This is a genomic window from Aquimarina sp. AU58 (assembly GCF_900312745.1).
In the GTDB taxonomy this organism is placed as follows: domain Bacteria; phylum Bacteroidota; class Bacteroidia; order Flavobacteriales; family Flavobacteriaceae; genus Aquimarina; species Aquimarina spinulae.
Genome location: NZ_OMPD01000014.1, coordinates 2,747,576 through 2,768,797, shown reverse-complemented (window position 1 = coordinate 2,768,797; position 21,222 = coordinate 2,747,576). Strand labels below are relative to the sequence as shown.

Genomic DNA, 21,222 nt, shown 5'->3' with positions numbered 1-21,222 from the left:
GTGTTTTCAACAAATTTGTTTACCTTTGTAACCAATATTTACTCTTAAACTAGTTTACAATGGTAAACAATAAAGATTTTGGTAAAAGAATCCAAAAAATAATGGATTATCATGCTGTATCTGCCTCATCCTTTGCAGATTACATGGGTGTAGGTCGTTCTTCTATTTCTCATATTCTTAGCGGACGTAACAAACCTAGTCTTGATTTTGTAATGAAGATTGTTGATGCATATACCGATGTAGATTTACAATGGTTGTTATATGGAAAAGGAACATTTCCTAAATCTGAGAATGTTTCTATTGAGAAAAAAAATCCTTTGCCAGACACCTCTACTATTTCTCAATCTACACCTCCTCCAATTACAGTTTCTAAACAAGATTTATTTTCACAGTCATCCCCAGAAGAAAAAATAGCTGATCCAAATACTCCTCCTCTAGAAAAAATTTCTCGAGTAATTTCTACAGAAAATGAAATAGATAGAATTGTTATTTTTTATACCGATGGTACCTTTAGTTCATATCACATGAAAAAATCTTAACAACTTTTTTCTTCCTTTCTATTAACTTTCTGGAAATAGAATTATTTTCGTTTTTCATTTATAACAATTATGAAGCGATTTGCTTTACTATTTTTCTCTACACTACTTATGAGTAGTTGTTACCAACAAGAACGCAACTGTACAGATTTTCATACAGGGACTTTTGAATTTGAAACTTTTCTGGATGGTGAATTGGTTACAACCACTTTTATTCGAAATGATACTATAGAAATTGATTATTTCAGAGGTAAGGTTGACACAGCCAGTATTCGATGGATTAATGACTGTGAATATATTGTACAAAAATTGTCTCCCAAAAATATGGCAGAGAAAAAAGCTATACATATGAAAATCTTAACAACCGATAAAAACATCTACACTTTTGAATACGGATTAGTAGATGCAACTAATAAACAACGTGGAACCGCAAAAAAAATAAAATAATGTTCGAAATTTTCACATCTGCAGATGCTTGGGTCGCCCTATTAACACTTACATTTTTAGAAATTGTTCTTGGTATTGACAATATCATCTTTATTTCATTGGCTTCTAACAAATTACCAGATCAACAACGAAAAAAGGCAACTAATATTGGATTACTATTAGCCATGGTTATGCGTGTCGTTCTATTATTTGGTATATCACTATTAGTTGCCATGGAAGCTCCTTTTTGGCATATCAATCTTCCCTGGATAGAAGCTGGTATTAGTGGTCAGGCTTTAATCCTATTTGCCGGTGGAATTTTCCTACTATATAAGAGTGTTCATGAAATTCATGAAAAGGTCGATGAGAAAGGTGAAGAAGAAAAAGAAATTGAAGCCAAAAGTTCTTCTTCTCTTTCTAATGCAATTGTACAAATCACCTTAATTAATGTTGTCTTTTCTTTTGATTCTATCCTTACAGCAGTAGGAATGACAAACGGATTAAGTGATAATCCTAATGATGCTCTAATAATAATGATTATTGCCGTAGTAGTATCTGTATTAATTATGATGCTGTTTGCAACTCCTGTAGGACGTTTTGTAAACAAACACCCTTCAATTCAGATACTTGGACTTTCATTTTTAATTCTTATTGGATTTATGCTTATCGCAGAAGCTGCACATTTAGCACATCTTCAGATATTCGAAAGCGAAGTTGGTACCATACCAAAAGGATACCTCTATTTTACCATTGCGTTCTCTCTATTAATAGAGTTTCTAAACTTTAAACTACGAAAAAAGCAAAAAACAGCTAAACAAAAAGTATAAATATAATCTGTAATAGTATAAACATTCAAAAGGTAAATGGTCTGAAGGTCTCAAAAATAAAACAACAGAATTACTTTGAGAAAGAGCAAATTTGTATTTCACTAAAAGTGAATTGAAAAATGTAGAAATTGATTATCTGGAATACTTAAAAATGAAACCAAGTCATTTTCTAAGTATGCTTTTTTAGGTTGGTTATATGAAAAAAATAAAAATTATAGCCAAGCAATTGAACTTTATAAAATTATCTTAAATGCAACCAAAAAACAAGAAATAGTCTTGTTTATAGAAATTGCCACAAGAAAATCAAAATGATGAATATCTCTAAACATCTTACAATAAACTTCAATACAATTTTTAACGCTAAGGTTAATAATTTCTTAAATAAAAGTGTATGGAAATACCTGATTTCAAGCGCATTAATAGCTTTTGTAAAACCAGAAATATTTGGTTCAACTTTTAAAACTACAATGGGTATTTTTGCTATTATAACATTAATAGTAATAGTATTAATCATAGTTAGTAGCAAAATTCTAGCCAATAAAACTGAGTTCGATGCTATGATACGATTTACTGAAAATGAAATTATCATAAACCATATCGATCCAAAGAAAGATACTGAATATAAGGATTGGACATGGATCAAAACTATTAAAGAGAATCACAAGGAATTTTGGTTACGGGCAAACCAGTGGCCTCCATTATTAATAAATTTAGATAAAAAATTATTGACCTCTTCAGAAATAGAATTCTTTAAGATGAAAATGAATATCTGATACCACTCATAAAACTATACATTTCCTTGAAGGGATTGTAACAAGTGTAACAACTTACCGATTGATTCGTCTTCTGAGAAATGTATAGATAATGAGCCAATTAATAGTCCAAACAGAAAAGCTTAACTTCTCATATTCGAAATCTAAAAAAGATATCGATAGTTTAGACTTAGAAGTTCCTAAAGGAAGTATATATGGTTTTTTAGGTCCAAACGGTTCAGGAAAAACAACTACCATAAGACTTCTCTTAGGTTTACTCAATAAAAATTCGGGAAATATTAGAGTTTTTGAAAAACCTTTCGCAAACCATAGAATTGATACACTATCAAAAATTGGGGCATTAATAGAAAATCCTTCTCTTTACAACCATTTAAGTGCAAAACAAAATTTGCGTATTGCCTCTACATATCGGGAAAATATCAAGAAAGATCGAATAGATGAAGTTTTAGAAACAGTCAATCTTTTACATGTAAAAAACAAAAAGGTAAAAACTTTTTCTCTAGGAATGAAACAACGTTTAGGGTTAGCAATAGCACTACTTTCAAAACCAGAGTTATTGATATTAGATGAGCCAACAAATGGATTGGACCCAAAGGGAATTATCGAAATGAGGGAATTAATAAAAAAATTGAACAAAAATGGTATCACCATTTTTATATCAAGTCATTTATTAAGTGAAATTGAAAAAACATGTACTCATGTTGGGATTATTAGAGAAGGAAAAATGCTTTTTCAAGATACTGTTAAGGCTTTAACCGATTCACAATCAGACCAATTACAGATTGAACTTGAAACAGACGATAAGTATCGCACATATGATCAACTGATTCAAATGGGGTTCGAAATAAAAAAGATAGAACATGAAGAACACCTTCTTTCTGTTTCAGTAAAAGAAAAGTCCCAAATCCCTGTATTGGTAGATTCGCTTCAAAAAAATAACATTGGTATTTATCAGGTAACGATTAAAAATAACCTGGAAGAATTGTTTCTTAATCTCACCGAAAATTAATAAAAATGACAACTACTACGTTCTATTTCAATAGCTTAAGAAACGAAACACTAAAATTAAAACATACGTTTGCCTTATGGCTAACAGCTATTTGTGCACTACTTATCCCTTTATTATTTTTTATAGTATATATGGTAAAGTGGGAAAAACTGATTCCTGCCGAAGGAATTAACCCCTGGAATAAATTCGCAAATGAGCAAATTATGAACAGCCTCCCTGCATTGGTTCCTTTATTTATTGTCCTTATTACAAGTTTAATCATTCAGGTTGAACATAAAGCTACGGCTATTAAACATTTGTTTGCCTTACCAATCCCAAAATGGAGTGTTTATTTTGGTAAACTAAGCATAATTATTGCTGCTGTATTTGCTACATATGCTATGTATTATGGTTTAATTTTGCTAAATGGAAATGTATTAGGTGGCATGCGCCCACAATTAAATTTTTCAGAATTTTCTCCAGAATATGTATTTCATATAAAAATACTATTTCGCTCTTTTGTTTCTGTTTTAGGTATTTTGGCCATTCAATTCTGGTTAAGTTTTAGATTTAAAAATTTTATTATTCCTTTAGGCATTGGTATGGTATTGGTAATTGTAGGTTTAATCGCTGCAAGAGCACCCGAATCTATTTATTTTCCGTATTCCTATTCTATGATAAGCATGAACCCATTAGATGAAAAAACTTCAGATCTTAGTCTCTTTTGGTGGTTCCCTACGGTATCATGGTATAGTTTAGGATATTTTCTTGTTTTTGCGATTGCAGGCTTCTTTGATATTAAAAGAATGAATGTAAAGTAAAAAAGAACATTCATTATAAAAACAATCACATTTATAAATAATTATACTAACAAATAATTCTGGATCAGATCCCATTCTGCTCCTTAATTATAATCAACACAAATTATTAATATTTGAAAATGTTTTTCACAAGTATAATATTAGAATCAAAATAATTTGGTTAATATTATACTCCTAAAAAATATTTTTCACATGAATGATTTAGAAATAGCAAAACAGATACAGCTTAAGCACATAAGTACTATTGCCGAAAAACTAGGATTAAATTCTGACAATATCGAAATGTATGGTAAGTATAAAGCCAAATTACCACATTCGGTTATTGATAAAAATAAGGTGAATAAAAGTAACTTAATTCTTGTTACTGCTATTTCTCCAACACCTGCAGGTGAAGGAAAAACCACAATGTCTATCGGTCTGTCTGAAGGTCTAAACCAATTAGGGAAACAAACCACAGTGGTTTTAAGAGAACCTTCATTAGGTCCTGTTTTTGGGATTAAAGGTGGAGCTACAGGTGGTGGTTACTCACAAGTACTTCCGATGGAGGATATTAACCTGCATTTTACTGGTGATTTTTCTGCTATAGAAAAAGCTCATAATTTACTATCGGCTGTTATTGATAATAATATACAAAGTAAAACAAATTCATTGGGTATAGATGCCAGAACTGTTACCTGGAAAAGGGTAATGGATATGAATGACAGAGCCCTTCGACATATTGTTGTAGGCTTGGGAGGGACAACCTCTGGTGTCCCAAGAGAAACAGGTTTTGATATTACGGCAGCATCAGAAATTATGGCAATCTTATGCTTGGCAGATGATTTAGAAAACCTAAAAGAACGATTAGGGAACATCTTTATTGGATATACTTTTGGTAAAAAACCAGTATATGCCAAAGATCTAAAAGTCGAAGGAGCTATGGCAGCACTTCTTAAAGATGCAGTCAAACCAAACCTGGTACAAACTATAGAAGGTAACCCGGCAATTATTCATGGCGGACCTTTTGCTAATATAGCACAAGGTACCAATTCTGTAATTGCAACACGAATGGGAATGTCTCTTTCTGATTATACCGTAACAGAAGCAGGTTTTGGTGCAGATTTGGGCGCAGAGAAGTTTTTGGATATAAAATGCCAAAGCGCTGGGATTTCACCAAAAGCAATCGTAATCACTACTACAATACGAGCATTAAAATATCATGGAGGAGCAGATTTAAAGTCATTGACGGATCCAAATGTAGAAGCACTTAAAAACGGAATACCAAATCTTGAAAAGCACTTAGAAAATGTAAAGCAGTTTGGAATCACTCCTGTTATTGCTATCAATAGATTTGTATCTGATAGTGATGAAGAAATTGCAGCTATTCAAGAGTTTGCAAAAAATAATAATGTAAGAGTTGCTTTAGCCGAAGTTTGGGCTAAAGGAGGAAAAGGGGCCATAGAGCTTGCAAAACACGTAGTAGAGATTGTAGAATCTGGTGATTCAAACTTTTCTCCACTATACAATTGGGAAGCAGATGTAACCGAAAAAATTGAAACTATTGCTACCAAAATATATGGTGCAAATCGAGTGGATTATACTGCAAAAGCAAAGAAAAATCTAAGAACAATTGCAGCATTAGGATTAGAGAATCTTCCGGTTTGTATTGCCAAAACTCAAAAATCATTATCTGATAACCCCAAATTAATAGGTCGCCCTAAAGATTTTACTATAACTATTAGAGAAATAGAAATAGCTGCAGGTGCAGGGTTTTTGGTGCCAATTACCGGAGATATGATGAGAATGCCAGGTCTTCCTGCGCATCCGGCATCAGAAAACATCAATATTGATAATGACGGAAATATTACAGGCTTATTTTAGAAGTTAATATCAATAAATACGCCCTTTTGCATTATAGTTAATGTTTAACATAATACAATTATTTCTATTAACTTTGTGTAAATGGCTCTTTATTAATTTAATAGTTCTTATGGCGATTAGAAATTATGAAGGCAAGAAATATGAAGTAGATTCAGTGAATAAAACATTAGATTCACTTACTATTGAAGAAGCATTGCAAATAAATATCAACAATAAACCCTTTACGGTGTCTATGAGGACTCCGGGAGAAGATATTAGCCTAATTCGAGGGATGCTTCATTCTGAAGATATTATTAAAAACATAAATTTTCTGCCCGATATCGTCTTGAAAAAAGAGAATGATGATGGTATTGTAACCATAGTAAATCTTACTATTCCTGAAGAAGAACTAGGTGATGGATATTCTAACAGCAGAAGTTTATTATCTGTCTCTTCTTGTGGCATTTGTGGCCGAACAGAACTTGGAGATTTATCCTTCCTAGGAAAAACCATAGATGATACCGAAATAATTGATGTTAATCTTATTCATCAATTATTTACAAAAATGAGTGCTTTACAGCATAATTTTAACCAATCTGGTGGTGCACATGCAGCAGCAGCGTTTACTAATACCGGAGAATTGCTATGCTCGATGGAAGATATTGGTCGTCATAATGCCGTAGATAAAGTTATTGGTAAACTAATTTTATTAAACAAACTGGATCAAGCAAAAATAATTACTGTGAGTGGACGTGTTTCTTATGAAATCGTTGTTAAATGTTTTAAAGCAAAAATTCCGTTTTTAGCGGCGGTTTCTGCACCATCTTCTTTAGCTGTTGATTACTCTAAAGAACTAGGGATTACACTATTAGCATTTTGTCGTAATCAGAGAGCAACCTGTTACTCTAATCCTTATCGAACTAAAACAACTAAACAATTTCGAGACATCGATACAAAAGCAAGTTAAAAAGAATATATGTCAGATAATTTAAGTGAATTATTAGGTAGAAAAAAAGTAGATCAAAGCCTTTTCAATAAAATGGGAGAGCTGGCAAAACCTGCAGGTACACCAAGTGATGAAGAGTTAGCAAAATTAGCTGATGAATTTTTAATTGGAAAAGCCAATGCCTATGGTACAGCTAGTTTCTATGATTTTTTAAAGCCCGAAAACAAAGGTAAGAAAGTATATGTATGTAATGGGACTGCATGTGTTTGTGCCGGTACGCAAGATACTGTAGGCAATTCACTTAAAGATCATTTCAAGGAAGATGAAATTGGGCATATGACATGCCTTGGGAGATGTCATGAGAATAACGCATTTCATTATAATGGAAAAAATTATTCTGGTGATGCACTTCATAATCTTGATCAAATTATCAATTCAAAAAATGAGCTAAATCAAGATAACTATACTATAAAAGCTAGCGGAAAAGCAATACTTACCCAATCATTCACTACTATTTCTGATTTTTATAAGCCGCTTATAAATGCGCTCAAAAAAGATTCTGCAGAAATATTGGAAGAAATCAAAACCTCAAATGTTCGAGGCCGTGGTGGTGCTGGTTTCCCCATGGGACTAAAATTAGAGTTTTGCAGAAATGTAGAAAATACTACAAAATTTATTATTTGTAATGCCGATGAAGGAGACCCCGGTGCTTTTTCTGATCGATATTTATTAGAACATCAACCCCATTCGGTATTATTCGGGATGCTTATTTCTGGATATGTTACACATGCAAGTTATGGGATCGTGTATATACGTGCAGAATATCCTGAAGCTGCAAAAATTGTACAGGATGCTATCGATGATCTTCGAAATGAAGGATTGATCGGGGATAATATTCAAGACAGTGGGTTTAATTTTGATTTCAAAATCATACAGGCACAAGGGTCATATATTTGTGGAGAAGAAACGGCGCTTATCAACTCTATAGAAGGGCAACGACCAGAAGTTCGTGTTCGCCCACCCTACCCAGCTCAAAAAGGCTTATTTAATAAGCCAACTGTAGTCAATAATGTGGAAACATTAGCCGCCTTACATTATATTATAAGTAACGGAGGAAATGCCTGGAAACAAATTGGAACTGAACGTTCTTCTGGAACAAAACTAGTCTCCTTAGATAGCTTTTTTAATCGACCTGGCCTCTATGAAGTAGAAATGGGAACTCCTCTTTCTGTAGTTATTAATGATTTGGGTGGTGGATTTAAATCTGATGTTAAAGCGCTTCAGATTGGTGGCCCTCTTGGAGGAGTAGTCCCCGTCTCAAAAATTGATGATTTAACAATAGATTTTGAATCATTTTCAAAAGAAGGTTTCTTACTGGGTCACGCATCAATTATTTGTATTCCTTCAAGTTTTCCAATGATGAAATTTATAGAACATCTTTTTGATTTTGCTTCTTATGAAAGCTGCGGAAAATGTTTTCCATGTAGATTAGGAACAAAACGTGGCCATGAGCTTTCTAGCAATGCATTACATTCTGGCCATAAAATAGATCAAAAATTGTTCTCAGACCTTTTAACTACCCTCGAACAAGGGTCGTTATGTGCACACGGAGGAGGTATTCCACTACCTATCCGAAATACGTTACACTATTTTGAAGATGAAATGAAAACGTACTTCAACTAAACATTTAATATCATGAAAACAGCTTATATAGACAATCAGGCATTCGAAATAGTTGAAGGAGAAACCATGCTCTCTTTTATAAGAAGGTATAAAGAAAGAAATCTTGTTCCAACCTTATGTGATGCACCAAACTTAGATCCTTTCGGTTCTTGCCGTGTGTGTAGTGTAGAAGTAGCCTTAGAAGAAAACGGAGCTGTTAAGACCTTGGCTTCTTGCCATACCCCAGTTTCAGAAGGACAATATATTTACACAAATTCTGAATCGGTAAAAGAACTACGAAAAAATATCGTTGAGTTGGTACTAACAGACCATCCTCTTGATTGTTTAACCTGTGAGGTAAATGGAAATTGTGAGCTACAAACGGTTGCTGCCCAGGTAGGAATTAGAGAAGTTCGCTATCCAGAGGGAGACAATCATCTTCATAAAACAAAAGATTTAAGTCATCCTTATATGACTTCAGATTTATCTAAATGTATTAATTGTTATCGATGTGTACGTGCATGTGATGAAGTGCAAGGACAATTTGTATTAAGTATGTCTGGAAGAGGGTTTGATTCTTCTATTATCAAAGGATTAGATCAATCTTTTATGGATTCTGATTGCGTAAGCTGTGGTGCTTGTTCTCAAGCATGCCCAACTTCTGCTATTTCGGATGTTTTTCAGTCAAAAGCTATTAAAGCAACCGATACAACAAGAACTATTTGTACCTATTGCGGTGTAGGGTGTAATCTTGAAATTGCAACCAGTAATGGAGAAATATTAAGTATTCAAGCTCCTTATGATGCCGAGGTAAACCAGGGACATACCTGCTTAAAAGGTCGTTATGCATTTAAGTTTTACGATCACCCAGAGCGTTTAAATTCTCCGATGATTAAAAGAAATGGGGCATTCGAAAAGGTTAGCTGGGATGAAGTATATGAATATATCGCTTCAAAATTAACTGCTTATAAAAATGAATTTGGCTCGGATTCTATGGCAGGGATTTCGTCTTCACGATGTACCAATGAAGAGAATTATTTAATGCAAAAATTCTTTAGAGCTGTAATCCAGACTAACAATATAGACGGCTGTGCACGAGTATGCCACTCGCCTACTGCTTTAGGAATGCAACGCACATACGGTACCGGGGCAGCTACAAACTCTATCGATGACTTAAAAGATACAAACTGTATTATGGTAATTGGGGCTAACCCAACCGATGCACACCCCGTAACAGGAGCCAAATTAAAGCAGTTTGCGATGAAGAGTGATAATGTATCTATTGTTATTGATCCAAGACGTACCGAATTGGCTAAATATGCGACACACCACTTAGCATTACGACCAGGAACTAATGTAGCTGTTCTTAATATGATGATGTATTATATCATCACCGAAGGATTAGCAGACACTTCTTTTATCGAAAGCAGGACTGAAGGGTTCGAAGATTATAAAAAAGAAATTCTTTCTATAAATATAGACAAACTAGAAGCCGTTTCTGGTGTAGATCGTAACCAGGTGCGTGAAGCAGCTATTGCCTATGCTTCTGCTGCAAATGCTATGTCTTTTCATGGATTAGGGGTAACAGAACATTCTCAAGGAACATTTACTGTAATGCAAATTGCAGATTTGGCTTTGCTTACAGGTAATATTGGTAGACGCGGTGTTGGTGTAAATCCGCTACGTGGGCAAAATAATGTACAAGGTTCTGCAGATATGGGAGTACAACCGCATCAGGGAGCAGGATATCTGGATGTTACAAACGATCAGGTAAATAAACAGTATAATGAATTTTACGGTGTAAATGTACCTATGAACATAGGATACAAAATACCTGAAATGTTTGATGCTGCTCTGGCGGGAGATCTAAAAGCTATTTGGATTATAGGAGAAGATGTAGTGCAAACAGATCCTAACACACAAAAAGTTATTAAAGCACTTCAGGCAACCGATCTTGTAATTGTTCAGGAATTATTCATGACTGAAACTGCAAAATATGCAGACGTTATTTTACCAGGTGCATCATTCCTTGAAAAAAGCGGAACATTTACCAATGGAGAAAGACGTGTGCAAGCAGTTCATAAAGTTGTTGAGCCTATTGAAGGATCTAAACCAGATGGACAAATTATTGTAGATATTATGAATAAAATGGGATATACTCAACCAGATTATACTCCCGATGGGATGTTGGAAGAAATATCTCAAATCGTTCCTTTCTTTGCCGGAATTAAATGGGATAGATTAGGTGTAAATGGATTACAATGGCCTGTTGCAAAAGATGGTACAGATACGCAAATTCTTCATAAAACAGATTTTAAACGAGGAAAAGGGTTATTTGAGTTTAATTCTTGGGAAGAAACCAAAGAATTAACTTCACATGCCAAAGATTATCCATATATTTTAACAACAAACAGGGAATTAGAGCATTATAATTGTGGAGCTATGACTCGTAGAACGGCTAATGAACAAATACTATCTGATGATTATTTAATGATTCATCCAGAAGACGCTCAGAAAAACTTAGTTAATGAAGGTGATTATGTCTGTCTAGAATCTCCTAGAGGGAAAGTAGATGTAAAAGCCAGAATTACAGATGAAGTAAAAAAAGGTGTATTAAGTACTACTTTTCATTTCCCCGAAATTATGATTAATAATTTAACCGGTGATATTCATGATTCTGAAGCAATGTGTCCAGAATATAAGGTTGTCGCTGTTCGAATACGAAAAAGTAAAGGAAAATTTAAACCACAGTTAAGTTAGTTAAGAGACTTTTAATTAATCAGATAATTTTGCCCCTATAAAGACAAGGGACTACTTAGTAGTGTAAAATATTTTCAAATTGCCAGACAAACCTTGTGTTTTGAGCTATACAGTATATAATATTTTGGTTTGTTTTTTCTGAACGTATACTTTCGCAATACCGGTCAAAAAATAATCGGGTTTTAGATGTACTATTGTAGTGTTCAAAAAGCAAATTATGTCTGAAAACATAAAAGATTCATACCAATATAGGATTTCTAATGCAATTACTTTTATAGAAGAAAATCTAAAAAACGTACTTACACTGGATCGTATTGCACAGGAAGCTTGTTACTCTAAATATCATTTTATTCGTCTTTTTGCGGCTGTTACCGGAGAAACAGTGGTAGACTATGTAAGAAAACGAAGAGTTTCTGAATCTGCACATGAGTTAATTCTTACCCAAGAACCTATTGTAGTTATTGCAGAACGTTATCAGTTTGATTCTCAACAAGCATATACACGAGCTTTTCAATCTGTTTTTAAGACAAGTCCTGGAAAATATCGAAAAAAAGGGCATCGATTTGTAGCTTTTGAACGATATACTTTATCACCAACAGATATCAATACACTACAAAACGATTTTGTTTCTATGGAGCCAAAAATTATTACGATTACAGACAGAAAATTAATAGGGATGCGAATAAAGACCTCTCTAGCAAATGATACAACTTCACAAATGTGGCAACAATTTATGCCCAGAAGATTTGAAATTAAAAACAATAAAAACACAGGGTATTATTCTGTACAGACTTTTGATGAAGACATCACTTTTGATACTTTTACAGAAGATGTGGTGTTCGAAAAATGGGCCGCCGTTGAAGTCACAGATTTTGATCATATTCCAGAAGACATGACATCTTATGTACTGCCTGGTGGTAAATATGCTATATTTATTCATAAAGGCCCTGTAGATACTTTTAATAAGACAATGAATTATATACACGGAAAATGGCTTCCTAATTCTGGGTATGAATTAGATCAAAGAAATCATTTTGCCATTATGGGAGATAAATATCATGGCCCGCATCATCCAAAATCTGAAGAAGAAATCTGGGTCCCCATTCAATAATACATATAAGCTGAAATTTTAATATGTGAATGAATAGAGTGTTTATATTTTCTCGAGGAAAGGAAATACCTTATCTCTGTAACTAACACCTATAGGAATCTCTACAGTATCGATATCAATATCATTTGCTGTAAAAGCGGTTACTTTTTTTAGATTAATAATATAAGATCGGTGTGTTCTTAAGAATTCTTTATCTGCTAATTCGAGCTCTATATCACCGATTTTATACTTCGCCACAATACATTTCTTATTGGTATGTATTTTTATATAATCTTTTAGACTTTCAATATATAAAATGGTATTTAAATGTATTTTGTGATGTTTATTACCTGATTTGATAACAATATAGGGATTTTCGCTTGTTAACGCGTTAGCAGGTGCTTCTGCGTCTCTCTGTATTCCGCTTTTTATTCTGAAATAACGCTCTACCGCTTTAAAAAACCGATCAAAAGTTACAACAAGGCAAAACTACAATTTAGTTTCCTCTACGATTAGAAGTGGTAGAAGGGTTACTGCAACGCTCACATACCGATTTAATCGTAAAAAATCTGATCGTGACCGCTTACCAGATTAATCAATGTGTAGGTATTAAAATTTCGACAATAAAGGCCTATTATATTTTTGAATTCTAATGGGTCTTTATTATTGTCTGTCATCATCAATAAATAGGGTATCTGCTATTTCATAATTATAAATTTTAATGCACTTTTGCAGTATTAAACAATCTACACAATAAACGTATCATTATAATGAGTCTAGAAAGAGAATTACACAAGCGTAGCGGATCTGTATGTGAATTATCAGGAGTAACTGAAAATTTGAAAGTCTATGAAGTGCCTAAATCTCCTGGGACAGGTCTGGACTCACATATTCTTATTTCCCAAGTATGTTTAGAACAAATAGAAGATCCTGAGAAAGTAGATGTAAATCACTGGCGTTGTCTTAATGATAGTATGTGGAGTGAAGTTCCTGCAGTACAAGTAATGGCTTGGAGAATGTTACATCGATTAAAATCTGAAGGTTGGCCACAAGACTTATTAGATATGCTTTATCTGGATGAAGATATGACAGCATGGGCAAATGCCTCAGGAGATGGAGATGATAAAGAAAATGCAATTAAACATTTAGATGCAAATGGCGCTATTTTACAAGCTGGAGACTCTGTTGTTTTAATAAAAGATCTGGATGTAAAAGGTGCTAATTTTACTGCTAAACGAGGTACTCATGTTAGAAACATTTCATTAGTTCATGATAACTCAGAACATATCGAAGGTCGTGCAAATGGGCAACATATAGTTATTCTTACAAAGTTTGTAAAGAAATCTTAAGATAAATAGCTCTATATTTTATCGGTAGTGGTGTTTATGTATTCGTTTTCAAGCATCGACATGATTATTAAGTTTTTAAATTCACCATTAACCCATATACTATCTCTTAATATTCCTTCCTCTTTAAACCCTTCAGATTGATATAAATATCTGGCTCTTTCATTCGTTTCGAATACATCTAACCACAAGCGATGACAATCTAATTTTTTAAAACAATACTGTTTTAGTTCTTTGATTGCCGTTCTACCATAACCTTTTCCTTTTGAGTTTATAACGATTCTTCGAAATTCAATACTCCTGTTGTTATTTTGCAATCCTGCCAATATTACAAAACCAATTGTTATATTATTTTCAGATTTCAATATCAAATGTTCTATATCACTATCCCTTATCAGGTGTAAATGTTCTTCTCTGGAGTTAGGTAATATGAACTGTGAGTTTTCAGTATCGGCTTCTATCGATACTACAGTCTCGATATCTATTTCTTGAGTTTTACAGAATAACAAATTAAAGTATTTTTTCTTCTATCATTTCTGAAGAAGTTAGTTTCTCTATTAAGTTTATTAATATGGACCACTACATATTAATACTTTTTAATCAATATCTAAAAAAGACTAGCTTGTTCTCCTTCTTCACCAGTATCGGCGGTGGCGTCTGAAGATTTTGCTGAAGTTTTATTGTCGGTTGCTTCAGGGGATACATTCTCTTCTTCTATCACTTCTATTTCTTCAGCAGGAAGTGATTCTTGTTCTTCATACGGTAATGGATCCAGTAGATTGATCTGTTTTACTTTATGTGTAGTTAATTGATTTCCCAAAGCTTTTGATCCTTTGATCGATATAAACTCTTCGAGGTTTATTTCTTCATTCGGTCGTTGATCTTTGCCTCTAAGTTTCGTAAATATTATTTCTGCTATCGGTCTATAATCTGTAGAGACAACTTCTAAGAAAGATTTTTGATGTTCTGTAATAAAAGCCTCTTCGCGCTCTGGGTGTTCAATTAAAAACCGTTTTACATAATATTTTTCTTTCTCCCCATCCCAATATATTGCAGATATTGGTTTTTTGGGTTTCCATTTTTCTAAAACAATCATATCCGAACTAAAATGCAATGTCATTTCGGGAATTATTGTTTTTGCATTACCTTTTTGGGTAATAATCAAAAGACGATCCTCTCCTCTAAATTCACCTAATAATTCTCCTCTTCCATCTACATTAAGGCGTTGTACCGAATCATCAAACCAAATTCTTCGTGGTTTTAGAGTAGATACTCCTTGTTCTTTCAATTCAACACGTTTAATATTATATTTAGTAACAATATTTCCTTTTACCCCTCTACCTTTGATTAACAAATCGGCAAAGTCAAGGTCGAATTTTAATTTTTTAATACTTCCTGCTTGTCGCAAGAAAATAGTAATTACTTCGGCCTCTCCATTTGGGTTAGCAGAGAAATACGTGACTTTTGATCCTTTTTTTCCTTGTGCAAGATCATATTCTTTATCCCTGGTGACCCCGGTAACGGCAAAACGCTTAACATATGAAGCTCCTCCTCTACCGTCCTGATAAATCAAATTATAGATGGTACGTTTATCTTTTTTCTTAAAGACAGCAACATGAATTATATTTTTACCTATAAAAGTCTTTGATCCAACTTTGGTGATCATTAACTTTCCTTCTCCTGTAAAACATATAATATCGTCAATATCAGAACAATCTGCTACATATTCATCTCTACGAAGTGAAGTCCCTATAAATCCTTCTTCTCGATTTACATATAATTTTGTATTTCTAATTACTACTTTGGTTGCTTCAATATCATCAAAAATCTTGATTTCGGTCTTACGTTCTTTTCCTTTACCATATGTAGTTTTTAGCCTTTTAAAGTAATCTATTGCAAACTCTATAAGGTGCTCAAGATTATGTTTTACCTGAGCTATATCTTCTTCAAGGGCATCTATTTTTTGCTGTGCTTTATCTATATCAAATTTAGAAATACGTTTAATTCGAATTTCTGTTAGACGTACAATATCTTCCTCGGTAATCGCTCGTTTTAGATGTTTAATATGAGGTTGTAATCCTTTATCAATAGCTTCAATCACCCCCGGCCATGTTTCTACTTCTTCTATATCCCGATAAATCCGGTTTTCGATAAATATTCTTTCTAATGATGCAAAATGCCATTGTTCCTGTAATTCTTCTAACTGAATCTCGAGCTCTTTCTTTAGTAATTCTACTGTATTATCGGTAGAACGGCGTAACATTTCTGAAACACCAATAAAGTTTGGCTTATTGTCTTCTATAACACATCCTAATGGTGATATAGACACTTCGCAATTCGTAAATGCATAAAGTGCATCGATCGTTTTATCAGGGGAGATACCAGAAGGAAGATGTATTAATATTTCTACTTTTGCTGCGGTATTATCCTCTATTTTCTTAATCTTTATCTTTCCTTTTTCATTAGCTTTAAGAATAGAATCTATTAAAGATGTAGTTGTAGTAGAAAATGGTATCTCATTTATAACTAAAGTGTTCTTCTCATATTGAGATATTTCGGCACGCACCCTAACTTTACCACCACGATTACCATCATTATAGTTTGTAAAATCTGCTATTCCAGATGTAGGAAAATCAGGGAAAATAGTAAATCGTTTACCTTGTAAATGTTTAATGGATGCATCGATCAATTCGATAAAATTGTGTGGTAAAATCTTAGTACTTAATCCAACGGCTATTCCTTCTGCTCCTTGTGCCAGTAATAAAGGAAATTTTACTGGGAGATTAATAGGTTCTTTCTTTCTACCATCATAGGATAATTGCCAGTCGGTAACTTTGGGGTTGTATACTACATCTAATGCAAACTTAGACAGGCGGGCTTCAATATATCTCGATGCGGCTGCTCTATCTCCTGTAAGGATGTTACCCCAGTTACCTTGCATATCAATCAGCAATTCTTTTTGCCCAACTTGTACCATCGCATCAGCAATACTGGCATCACCATGAGGGTGATACTGCATCGTATGCCCAACAATATTGGCCACTTTATTATATCGACCATCATCAAGATCCTTCATAGAATGAAGAATACGACGTTGTACGGGTTTTAAACCATCTTCAATTGCCGGTACTGCTCGTTCTAAGATTACATAAGATGCATAATCCAAAAACCAGTCTTTATACATTCCTGTAACCTTAGTGATCACCTCTTGTGGTTGATGATCTTCGGGGGTAGAATCGTGATGTAGTTCTTCGTTTTCGTTTTCCAAATCCATATATAATTTCTGGGGCTTCTAATAATTATAATTCTTCCTCTATTGTATCCAGTTCTACTTTTAGATTATCTATGATAAATTCTTGTCGTTGCGGTGTGTTTTTTCCCATATAAAAAGACAATAATTCTTCAATCGATTTTTCTTTATCCAGCATTACAGGATCTAAACGTATATCATCCCCTATAAAGTGCACAAATTCATCTGGAGAAATCTCACCTAATCCCTTAAATCGTGTGATTTCTGGTTTACCCGATAATTTTGCAATAGCGTCTCTTCTTTCCTGCTCAGAATAACAATAGACTGTTTCTTTTTTGTTCCGAACTCTAAACAACGGAGTCTGCAATATATATAAATGTCCTTCTTTTATTACTTCGGGAAAGAACTGTAAGAAAAAGGTGATTAACAACAATCGTATATGCATTCCATCTACATCGGCATCTGTTGCGATTACAATATTGTTATATCTTAAATCTTCTAATGATTCTTCTATATTTAATGCTGCTTGTAATAGATTGAATTCTTCATTTTCGTACACAATCTTTTTACTCATGTTATAGCTATTCAACGGTTTTCCACGTAAGCTAAAAACTGCCTGAGTATTTACATCCCTAGATTTGGTTATAGATCCACTTGCAGAATCTCCCTCGGTAATAAACAGAGTACTTTCGAGATTACGATCTTTCTTACTATCGGTAAGATGAACACGACAATCTCTTAATTTCTTATTATGTAGACTGGCTTTTTTTGCTCTTTCTTTTGCTAGTTTTCGAATTCCGGATAAATCTTTACGCTCGCGCTCTGCCTGTAATATTTTTCGCTGTAAGCTTTCTGCAGTAATAGAATTTTTATGAAGAAAGTTATCTAATTTAGTTTTTACAAAATCATTAATATAGGTTCGAACCGTTGGTAAATCTCCTCCCATTTCTGTAGAACCTAATTTGGTCTTGGTCTGACTTTCAAAAACGGGTTCCATCACTTTGATGCTTATCGCAGATACAATCGATTTACGAATATCACTGGCTTCATAATTTTTACCATAAAACTCTCTAATTGTTTTTACTACAGCCTCTCGAAATGCTGCCTGATGTGTCCCTCCTTGGGTGGTATGCTGACCATTTACAAAAGAATGGTACTCTTCACTATATTGTGTTTTACTATGTGTAATAGCAATTTCTATATCATCACCCTTGAGATGAACAATATCATATAATCTATCCTCTTCTTTTATATTGTCGGACAAAAGATCTCTTAATCCATTTTCTGAAAAATATTTCTCTCCATTAAAGATAATGGTTAAACCAGGATTAAGGTACACATAGTTTTTAAGCATTTTGGCTACATACTCAGCACGATACTTGTAATGCTTAAATATGGTACTATCTGGCACAAAGGACACTTTGGTTCCTCTTCTTCGAGAAGTTTCTTCTAATGTTTCCTGATTGGTGAGATTTCCTTTTTCGAATTCTGCCGAAGCTGATTTACCGTCACGCGTAGACTCTACTCTAAAGAATGTAGATAATGCATTAACTGCTTTTGTACCTACACCATTTAGTCCTACAGATTTTTTAAATGCTCTAGAATCATATTTACCTCCAGTATTCATTTTAGAAACTACGTCTACCACTTTGCCTAGCGGAATCCCACGTCCATAATCTCGAACAACTACTTTTTCTCCTTGAATAGAGATTTCAATCGTCTTGCCCGCTCCCATTACATACTCATCAATCGAATTGTCGAGTACCTCTTTTACTAAAATATAGATACCATCATCTGCAGAAGAACCATCACCTAGTTTCCCGATATACATTCCGGGTCGCATACGTATATGTTCTTTCCAGTCGAGGGATCGTATATTATCTTCGGTATATTTGGTTTCTTTGCTCATAAATATAGGGTAGAATGCCTGCTAATATAAGGTTTCACTTACAAAATTAAAACAGCCTTTCTACAAAGTAATTAACAAATCGACAGTGAATTTTGTTGATTATTTGGTATGCAGCCATTTGAAGCATTTAATTAGACCGTTTTTAAATAAAAAACGGAAATCACATCCCCAGAAACTCCTCCTTAAAACTCGAAATAAAATCATTAATATATTTTTTATGTACATCTTCTTTTCTAACAGCCAGATAATGGGTTCTTTTTACCCCATGCTTCCCAATGCTTTTAAATATTAAATCTCTAGGCATTTTGAGTGATTTTAATGCCCATTTTGGCATGCATATGATTCCCATATTGGCATTCACCATTTCTAAAGAAACTTCGGTAAGCGGGATAGCAGAAATTTTTATAGGGGTTATACTATTGGGTTTTAAGAATTGCTCATAAACAGATACTGTTTCTAAAGGGAAAGAATGAATGATCAAATGAACATTTGCAAAGTCACTAGCACTTAAATATTCGGCTTTACCATACCTATGTTCTTTGTGCATAACAGCATACGTTTCATCTTCAAACAATGTAATACTTGATAATCGATCATTTGCAGGTATAGAAGTTACCAAAGCAATATCAATTTCGTTTGATAATAGTTTTGAAATCGGTTGATGTGTGGCTTCAAGAATAAGATCTACATCAATTTGAGGGTATAGCATTCTCATTTTTTGAATGAATCCCGGTAATCCCTGATAAAAAGAATAACACTCTGTACTTACTTTAATATTTCCTTTAGATCCCGTTTTTATTTGTTGGATCGTATTAAATCCTTGCTCAATAGTTTCGAGTACTTCATTAGCCACTCTATACAATTCCCGGCCTTCTTCTGTTAGTTTCCATTTATTTCTGGTTCTATGAAATACTTTAAAACCTAATCTTCCTTCTAATTCTTTTAATTGATGACTTAATGCCGATTGCGTTAAAAACAATCGCTCTGATGAGTTAGCAATATTACCCTCTTCTGTAATAGTTTTTATAAGTCTGAAATACTTAATATCCATACCAACAAAACTACAATAATACTATGGTACCGAATGTGAAAATATTTCAATTACAGTATCGAATCATTCATCTATAAACATAGGAAAAAGCAATGAATTGATATTACATTTGACAAAATAAAAGCGCAGAACTATGGAAAATCAAATTAAATTTTACGAAAACAAATTAGCTTATGAAATGGATCCTTCTGACTTATTTAATGCCCTCGAAAAAGAAGAAAATATCGTAGTGGTCGATGCCAGACAATCTTTTGGGTATAAAAAAGAACATATCCCAACTGCTATTAACCTACCTCATCAGGAAATGACAGTAGAAAACACGGCTCATCTTGATAAAACAAAAACTTATATTTGTTATTGTGATGGTATAGGTTGTAATGCTTCGACCAAAGGAGCATTACGTATGGCCAGACTTGGGTTTAAAGTAAAAGAATTAATAGGGGGTATTGAATGGTGGAAATTTGATGGATACGCCACACAGGGAACCAAACCCTCTGAAGGTTCCTTAATTCGATGTGCATGTTAAAAACAAAAATATGATTATTAGATTTGCAAAAGAAGGAGATATTAAACAAATTGTTTTACTGTGTAAAGCTCATGCTATATATGAAAAAACAACATTTGATTCTAATAAGAAAGCAATGTTACTTTTGCAATATCTTTTCGGGTCAGAGAATGCCCTAAAGTGTGTTGTTGTAGAACAAAATAACGAGCTTTTGGGGTATGCAACTTTTATGAAACAGTTCTCGACCTGGGATGCTGATTTTTATATCTATCTCGATTGTTTATATCTTAAAGAAGAAACGCGAGGAAAAGGAATTGGCACAAAAATAATGGCTATGGTAAAAGAATTTGCTATATCAGAAGGCTGTACTATTATTCAGTGGCAAACTCCGGATTTTAATACAGATGCCATCAACTTTTATAAAAAAACAGGAGCAAAATCAAAAGCCAAAGAAAGGTTTTTCTGGAAAGTGTAACCGGAAAAACAATATAAA

19 protein-coding genes are annotated in these 21,222 nt (G+C 33.6%); 14 read left to right on the top strand and 5 right to left on the bottom strand.

The genetic code is table 11. From position 1 onward, the window contains the following. Positions 1 to 59 precede the first annotated feature (59 nt). The 11 genes from DK441_RS23320 to DK441_RS23270 all read left to right on the top strand — a co-directional run bounded on the left by DK441_RS23320 (position 60) and on the right by DK441_RS23270 (position 12,689). On the top strand, positions 60 to 539 hold the full coding sequence (locus tag DK441_RS23320; protein ID WP_109852981.1) for a helix-turn-helix domain-containing protein: 480 nt from the start codon (positions 60 to 62) through the stop codon (positions 537 to 539). 69 nt (positions 540 to 608) lie between these two features. Continuing rightward, complete coding sequence (locus DK441_RS23315; protein WP_109852980.1) at positions 609 to 983, top strand: DNA topoisomerase IV; 375 nt, start codon at positions 609 to 611, stop codon at positions 981 to 983. After that, positions 983 to 1,789: a TerC family protein gene (locus DK441_RS23310; RefSeq protein WP_109852979.1), complete on the top strand. Its 807-nt coding sequence runs from the start codon at positions 983 to 985 to the stop codon at positions 1,787 to 1,789. The genes DK441_RS23315 and DK441_RS23310 overlap by 1 nt, the downstream gene beginning before the upstream one ends. 308 nt (positions 1,790 to 2,097) lie before the next feature. After that, on the top strand, positions 2,098 to 2,562 hold the full coding sequence (locus DK441_RS23305) for a hypothetical protein (RefSeq protein ID WP_109852978.1): 465 nt from the start codon (positions 2,098 to 2,100) through the stop codon (positions 2,560 to 2,562). A 91-nt stretch (positions 2,563 to 2,653) separates the two neighbouring features. After that, positions 2,654 to 3,571 carry an ABC transporter ATP-binding protein gene (locus DK441_RS23300; protein ID WP_109852977.1) on the top strand — a complete coding sequence of 306 codons (918 nt, stop codon included), beginning with the start codon at positions 2,654 to 2,656 and terminating at the stop codon, positions 3,569 to 3,571. Between the two features lie 5 nt (positions 3,572 to 3,576). Beyond that, positions 3,577 to 4,371, top strand: coding sequence for an ABC transporter permease (locus DK441_RS23295; protein WP_109852976.1), 795 nt, complete (start codon positions 3,577 to 3,579; stop codon positions 4,369 to 4,371). 192 nt (positions 4,372 to 4,563) lie between these two features. Then, complete coding sequence (locus DK441_RS23290) at positions 4,564 to 6,231, top strand: formate--tetrahydrofolate ligase (RefSeq protein ID WP_074406430.1); 1,668 nt, start codon at positions 4,564 to 4,566, stop codon at positions 6,229 to 6,231. Positions 6,232 to 6,340: 109 nt separating this feature from the next. Beyond that, the gene (gene fdhD / locus DK441_RS23285; protein ID WP_109852975.1) at positions 6,341 to 7,177 is read left to right on the top strand and encodes a formate dehydrogenase accessory sulfurtransferase FdhD; all 837 of its coding nucleotides are present in this window, start codon (positions 6,341 to 6,343) and stop codon (positions 7,175 to 7,177) included. 9 nt (positions 7,178 to 7,186) lie between these two features. Further along, positions 7,187 to 8,839, top strand: coding sequence for an NADH-ubiquinone oxidoreductase-F iron-sulfur binding region domain-containing protein (locus tag DK441_RS23280; protein ID WP_109852974.1), 1,653 nt, complete (start codon positions 7,187 to 7,189; stop codon positions 8,837 to 8,839). 12 nt (positions 8,840 to 8,851) lie between these two features. Next, a complete protein-coding gene (gene fdhF, locus DK441_RS23275; protein ID WP_109852973.1) occupies positions 8,852 to 11,578 on the top strand; it encodes a formate dehydrogenase subunit alpha in 2,727 nt (908 codons plus the stop codon). Positions 11,579 to 11,795: 217 nt separating this feature from the next. Continuing rightward, a complete protein-coding gene (locus DK441_RS23270) occupies positions 11,796 to 12,689 on the top strand; it encodes a GyrI-like domain-containing protein (protein ID WP_109852972.1) in 894 nt (297 codons plus the stop codon). A 42-nt stretch (positions 12,690 to 12,731) separates the two neighbouring features. Here the strand turns inward: DK441_RS23270 and DK441_RS27110 are convergent, their stop codons facing one another. Beyond that, positions 12,732 to 13,001 carry a LytTR family DNA-binding domain-containing protein gene (locus DK441_RS27110; RefSeq protein WP_255412339.1) on the bottom strand — a complete coding sequence of 90 codons (270 nt, stop codon included), beginning with the start codon at positions 12,999 to 13,001 and terminating at the stop codon, positions 12,732 to 12,734. A 437-nt stretch (positions 13,002 to 13,438) separates the two neighbouring features. Here DK441_RS27110 and DK441_RS23260 point away from each other — a divergent pair, with 437 nt between their 5' ends. After that, positions 13,439 to 14,017, top strand: a complete 579-nt coding sequence (locus DK441_RS23260; protein WP_109852970.1) for an alkylphosphonate utilization protein — start codon at positions 13,439 to 13,441, stop codon at positions 14,015 to 14,017. Positions 14,018 to 14,028: 11 nt separating this feature from the next. Here DK441_RS23260 and DK441_RS23255 read toward each other — a convergent pair whose 3' ends face one another. From DK441_RS23255 to DK441_RS23240, 4 genes are all read right to left on the bottom strand, one after another. Next, positions 14,029 to 14,523 (bottom strand): GNAT family N-acetyltransferase, encoded by a 495-nt coding sequence (locus DK441_RS23255; protein ID WP_109852969.1) that lies wholly within the window; start codon positions 14,521 to 14,523, stop codon positions 14,029 to 14,031. 98 nt (positions 14,524 to 14,621) lie between these two features. Continuing rightward, complete coding sequence (locus DK441_RS23250) at positions 14,622 to 17,288, bottom strand: DNA gyrase/topoisomerase IV subunit A (RefSeq protein ID WP_109852968.1); 2,667 nt, start codon at positions 17,286 to 17,288, stop codon at positions 14,622 to 14,624. A 25-nt stretch (positions 17,289 to 17,313) separates the two neighbouring features. Next, positions 17,314 to 19,173, bottom strand: a complete 1,860-nt coding sequence (locus DK441_RS23245) for a DNA topoisomerase IV subunit B (protein WP_109852967.1) — start codon at positions 19,171 to 19,173, stop codon at positions 17,314 to 17,316. Between the two features lie 160 nt (positions 19,174 to 19,333). Further along, positions 19,334 to 20,224: a LysR family transcriptional regulator gene (locus tag DK441_RS23240; RefSeq protein ID WP_109852966.1), complete on the bottom strand. Its 891-nt coding sequence runs from the start codon at positions 20,222 to 20,224 to the stop codon at positions 19,334 to 19,336. Between the two features lie 133 nt (positions 20,225 to 20,357). Between DK441_RS23240 and DK441_RS23235 the strand changes: the two genes are divergently transcribed. Beyond that, on the top strand, positions 20,358 to 20,750 hold the full coding sequence (locus DK441_RS23235) for a rhodanese-like domain-containing protein (protein WP_109852965.1): 393 nt from the start codon (positions 20,358 to 20,360) through the stop codon (positions 20,748 to 20,750). A 10-nt stretch (positions 20,751 to 20,760) separates the two neighbouring features. After that, a complete protein-coding gene (locus DK441_RS23230) occupies positions 20,761 to 21,204 on the top strand; it encodes a GNAT family N-acetyltransferase (protein ID WP_109853613.1) in 444 nt (147 codons plus the stop codon). The last annotated feature ends 18 nt before the right edge of the window (positions 21,205 to 21,222 follow it).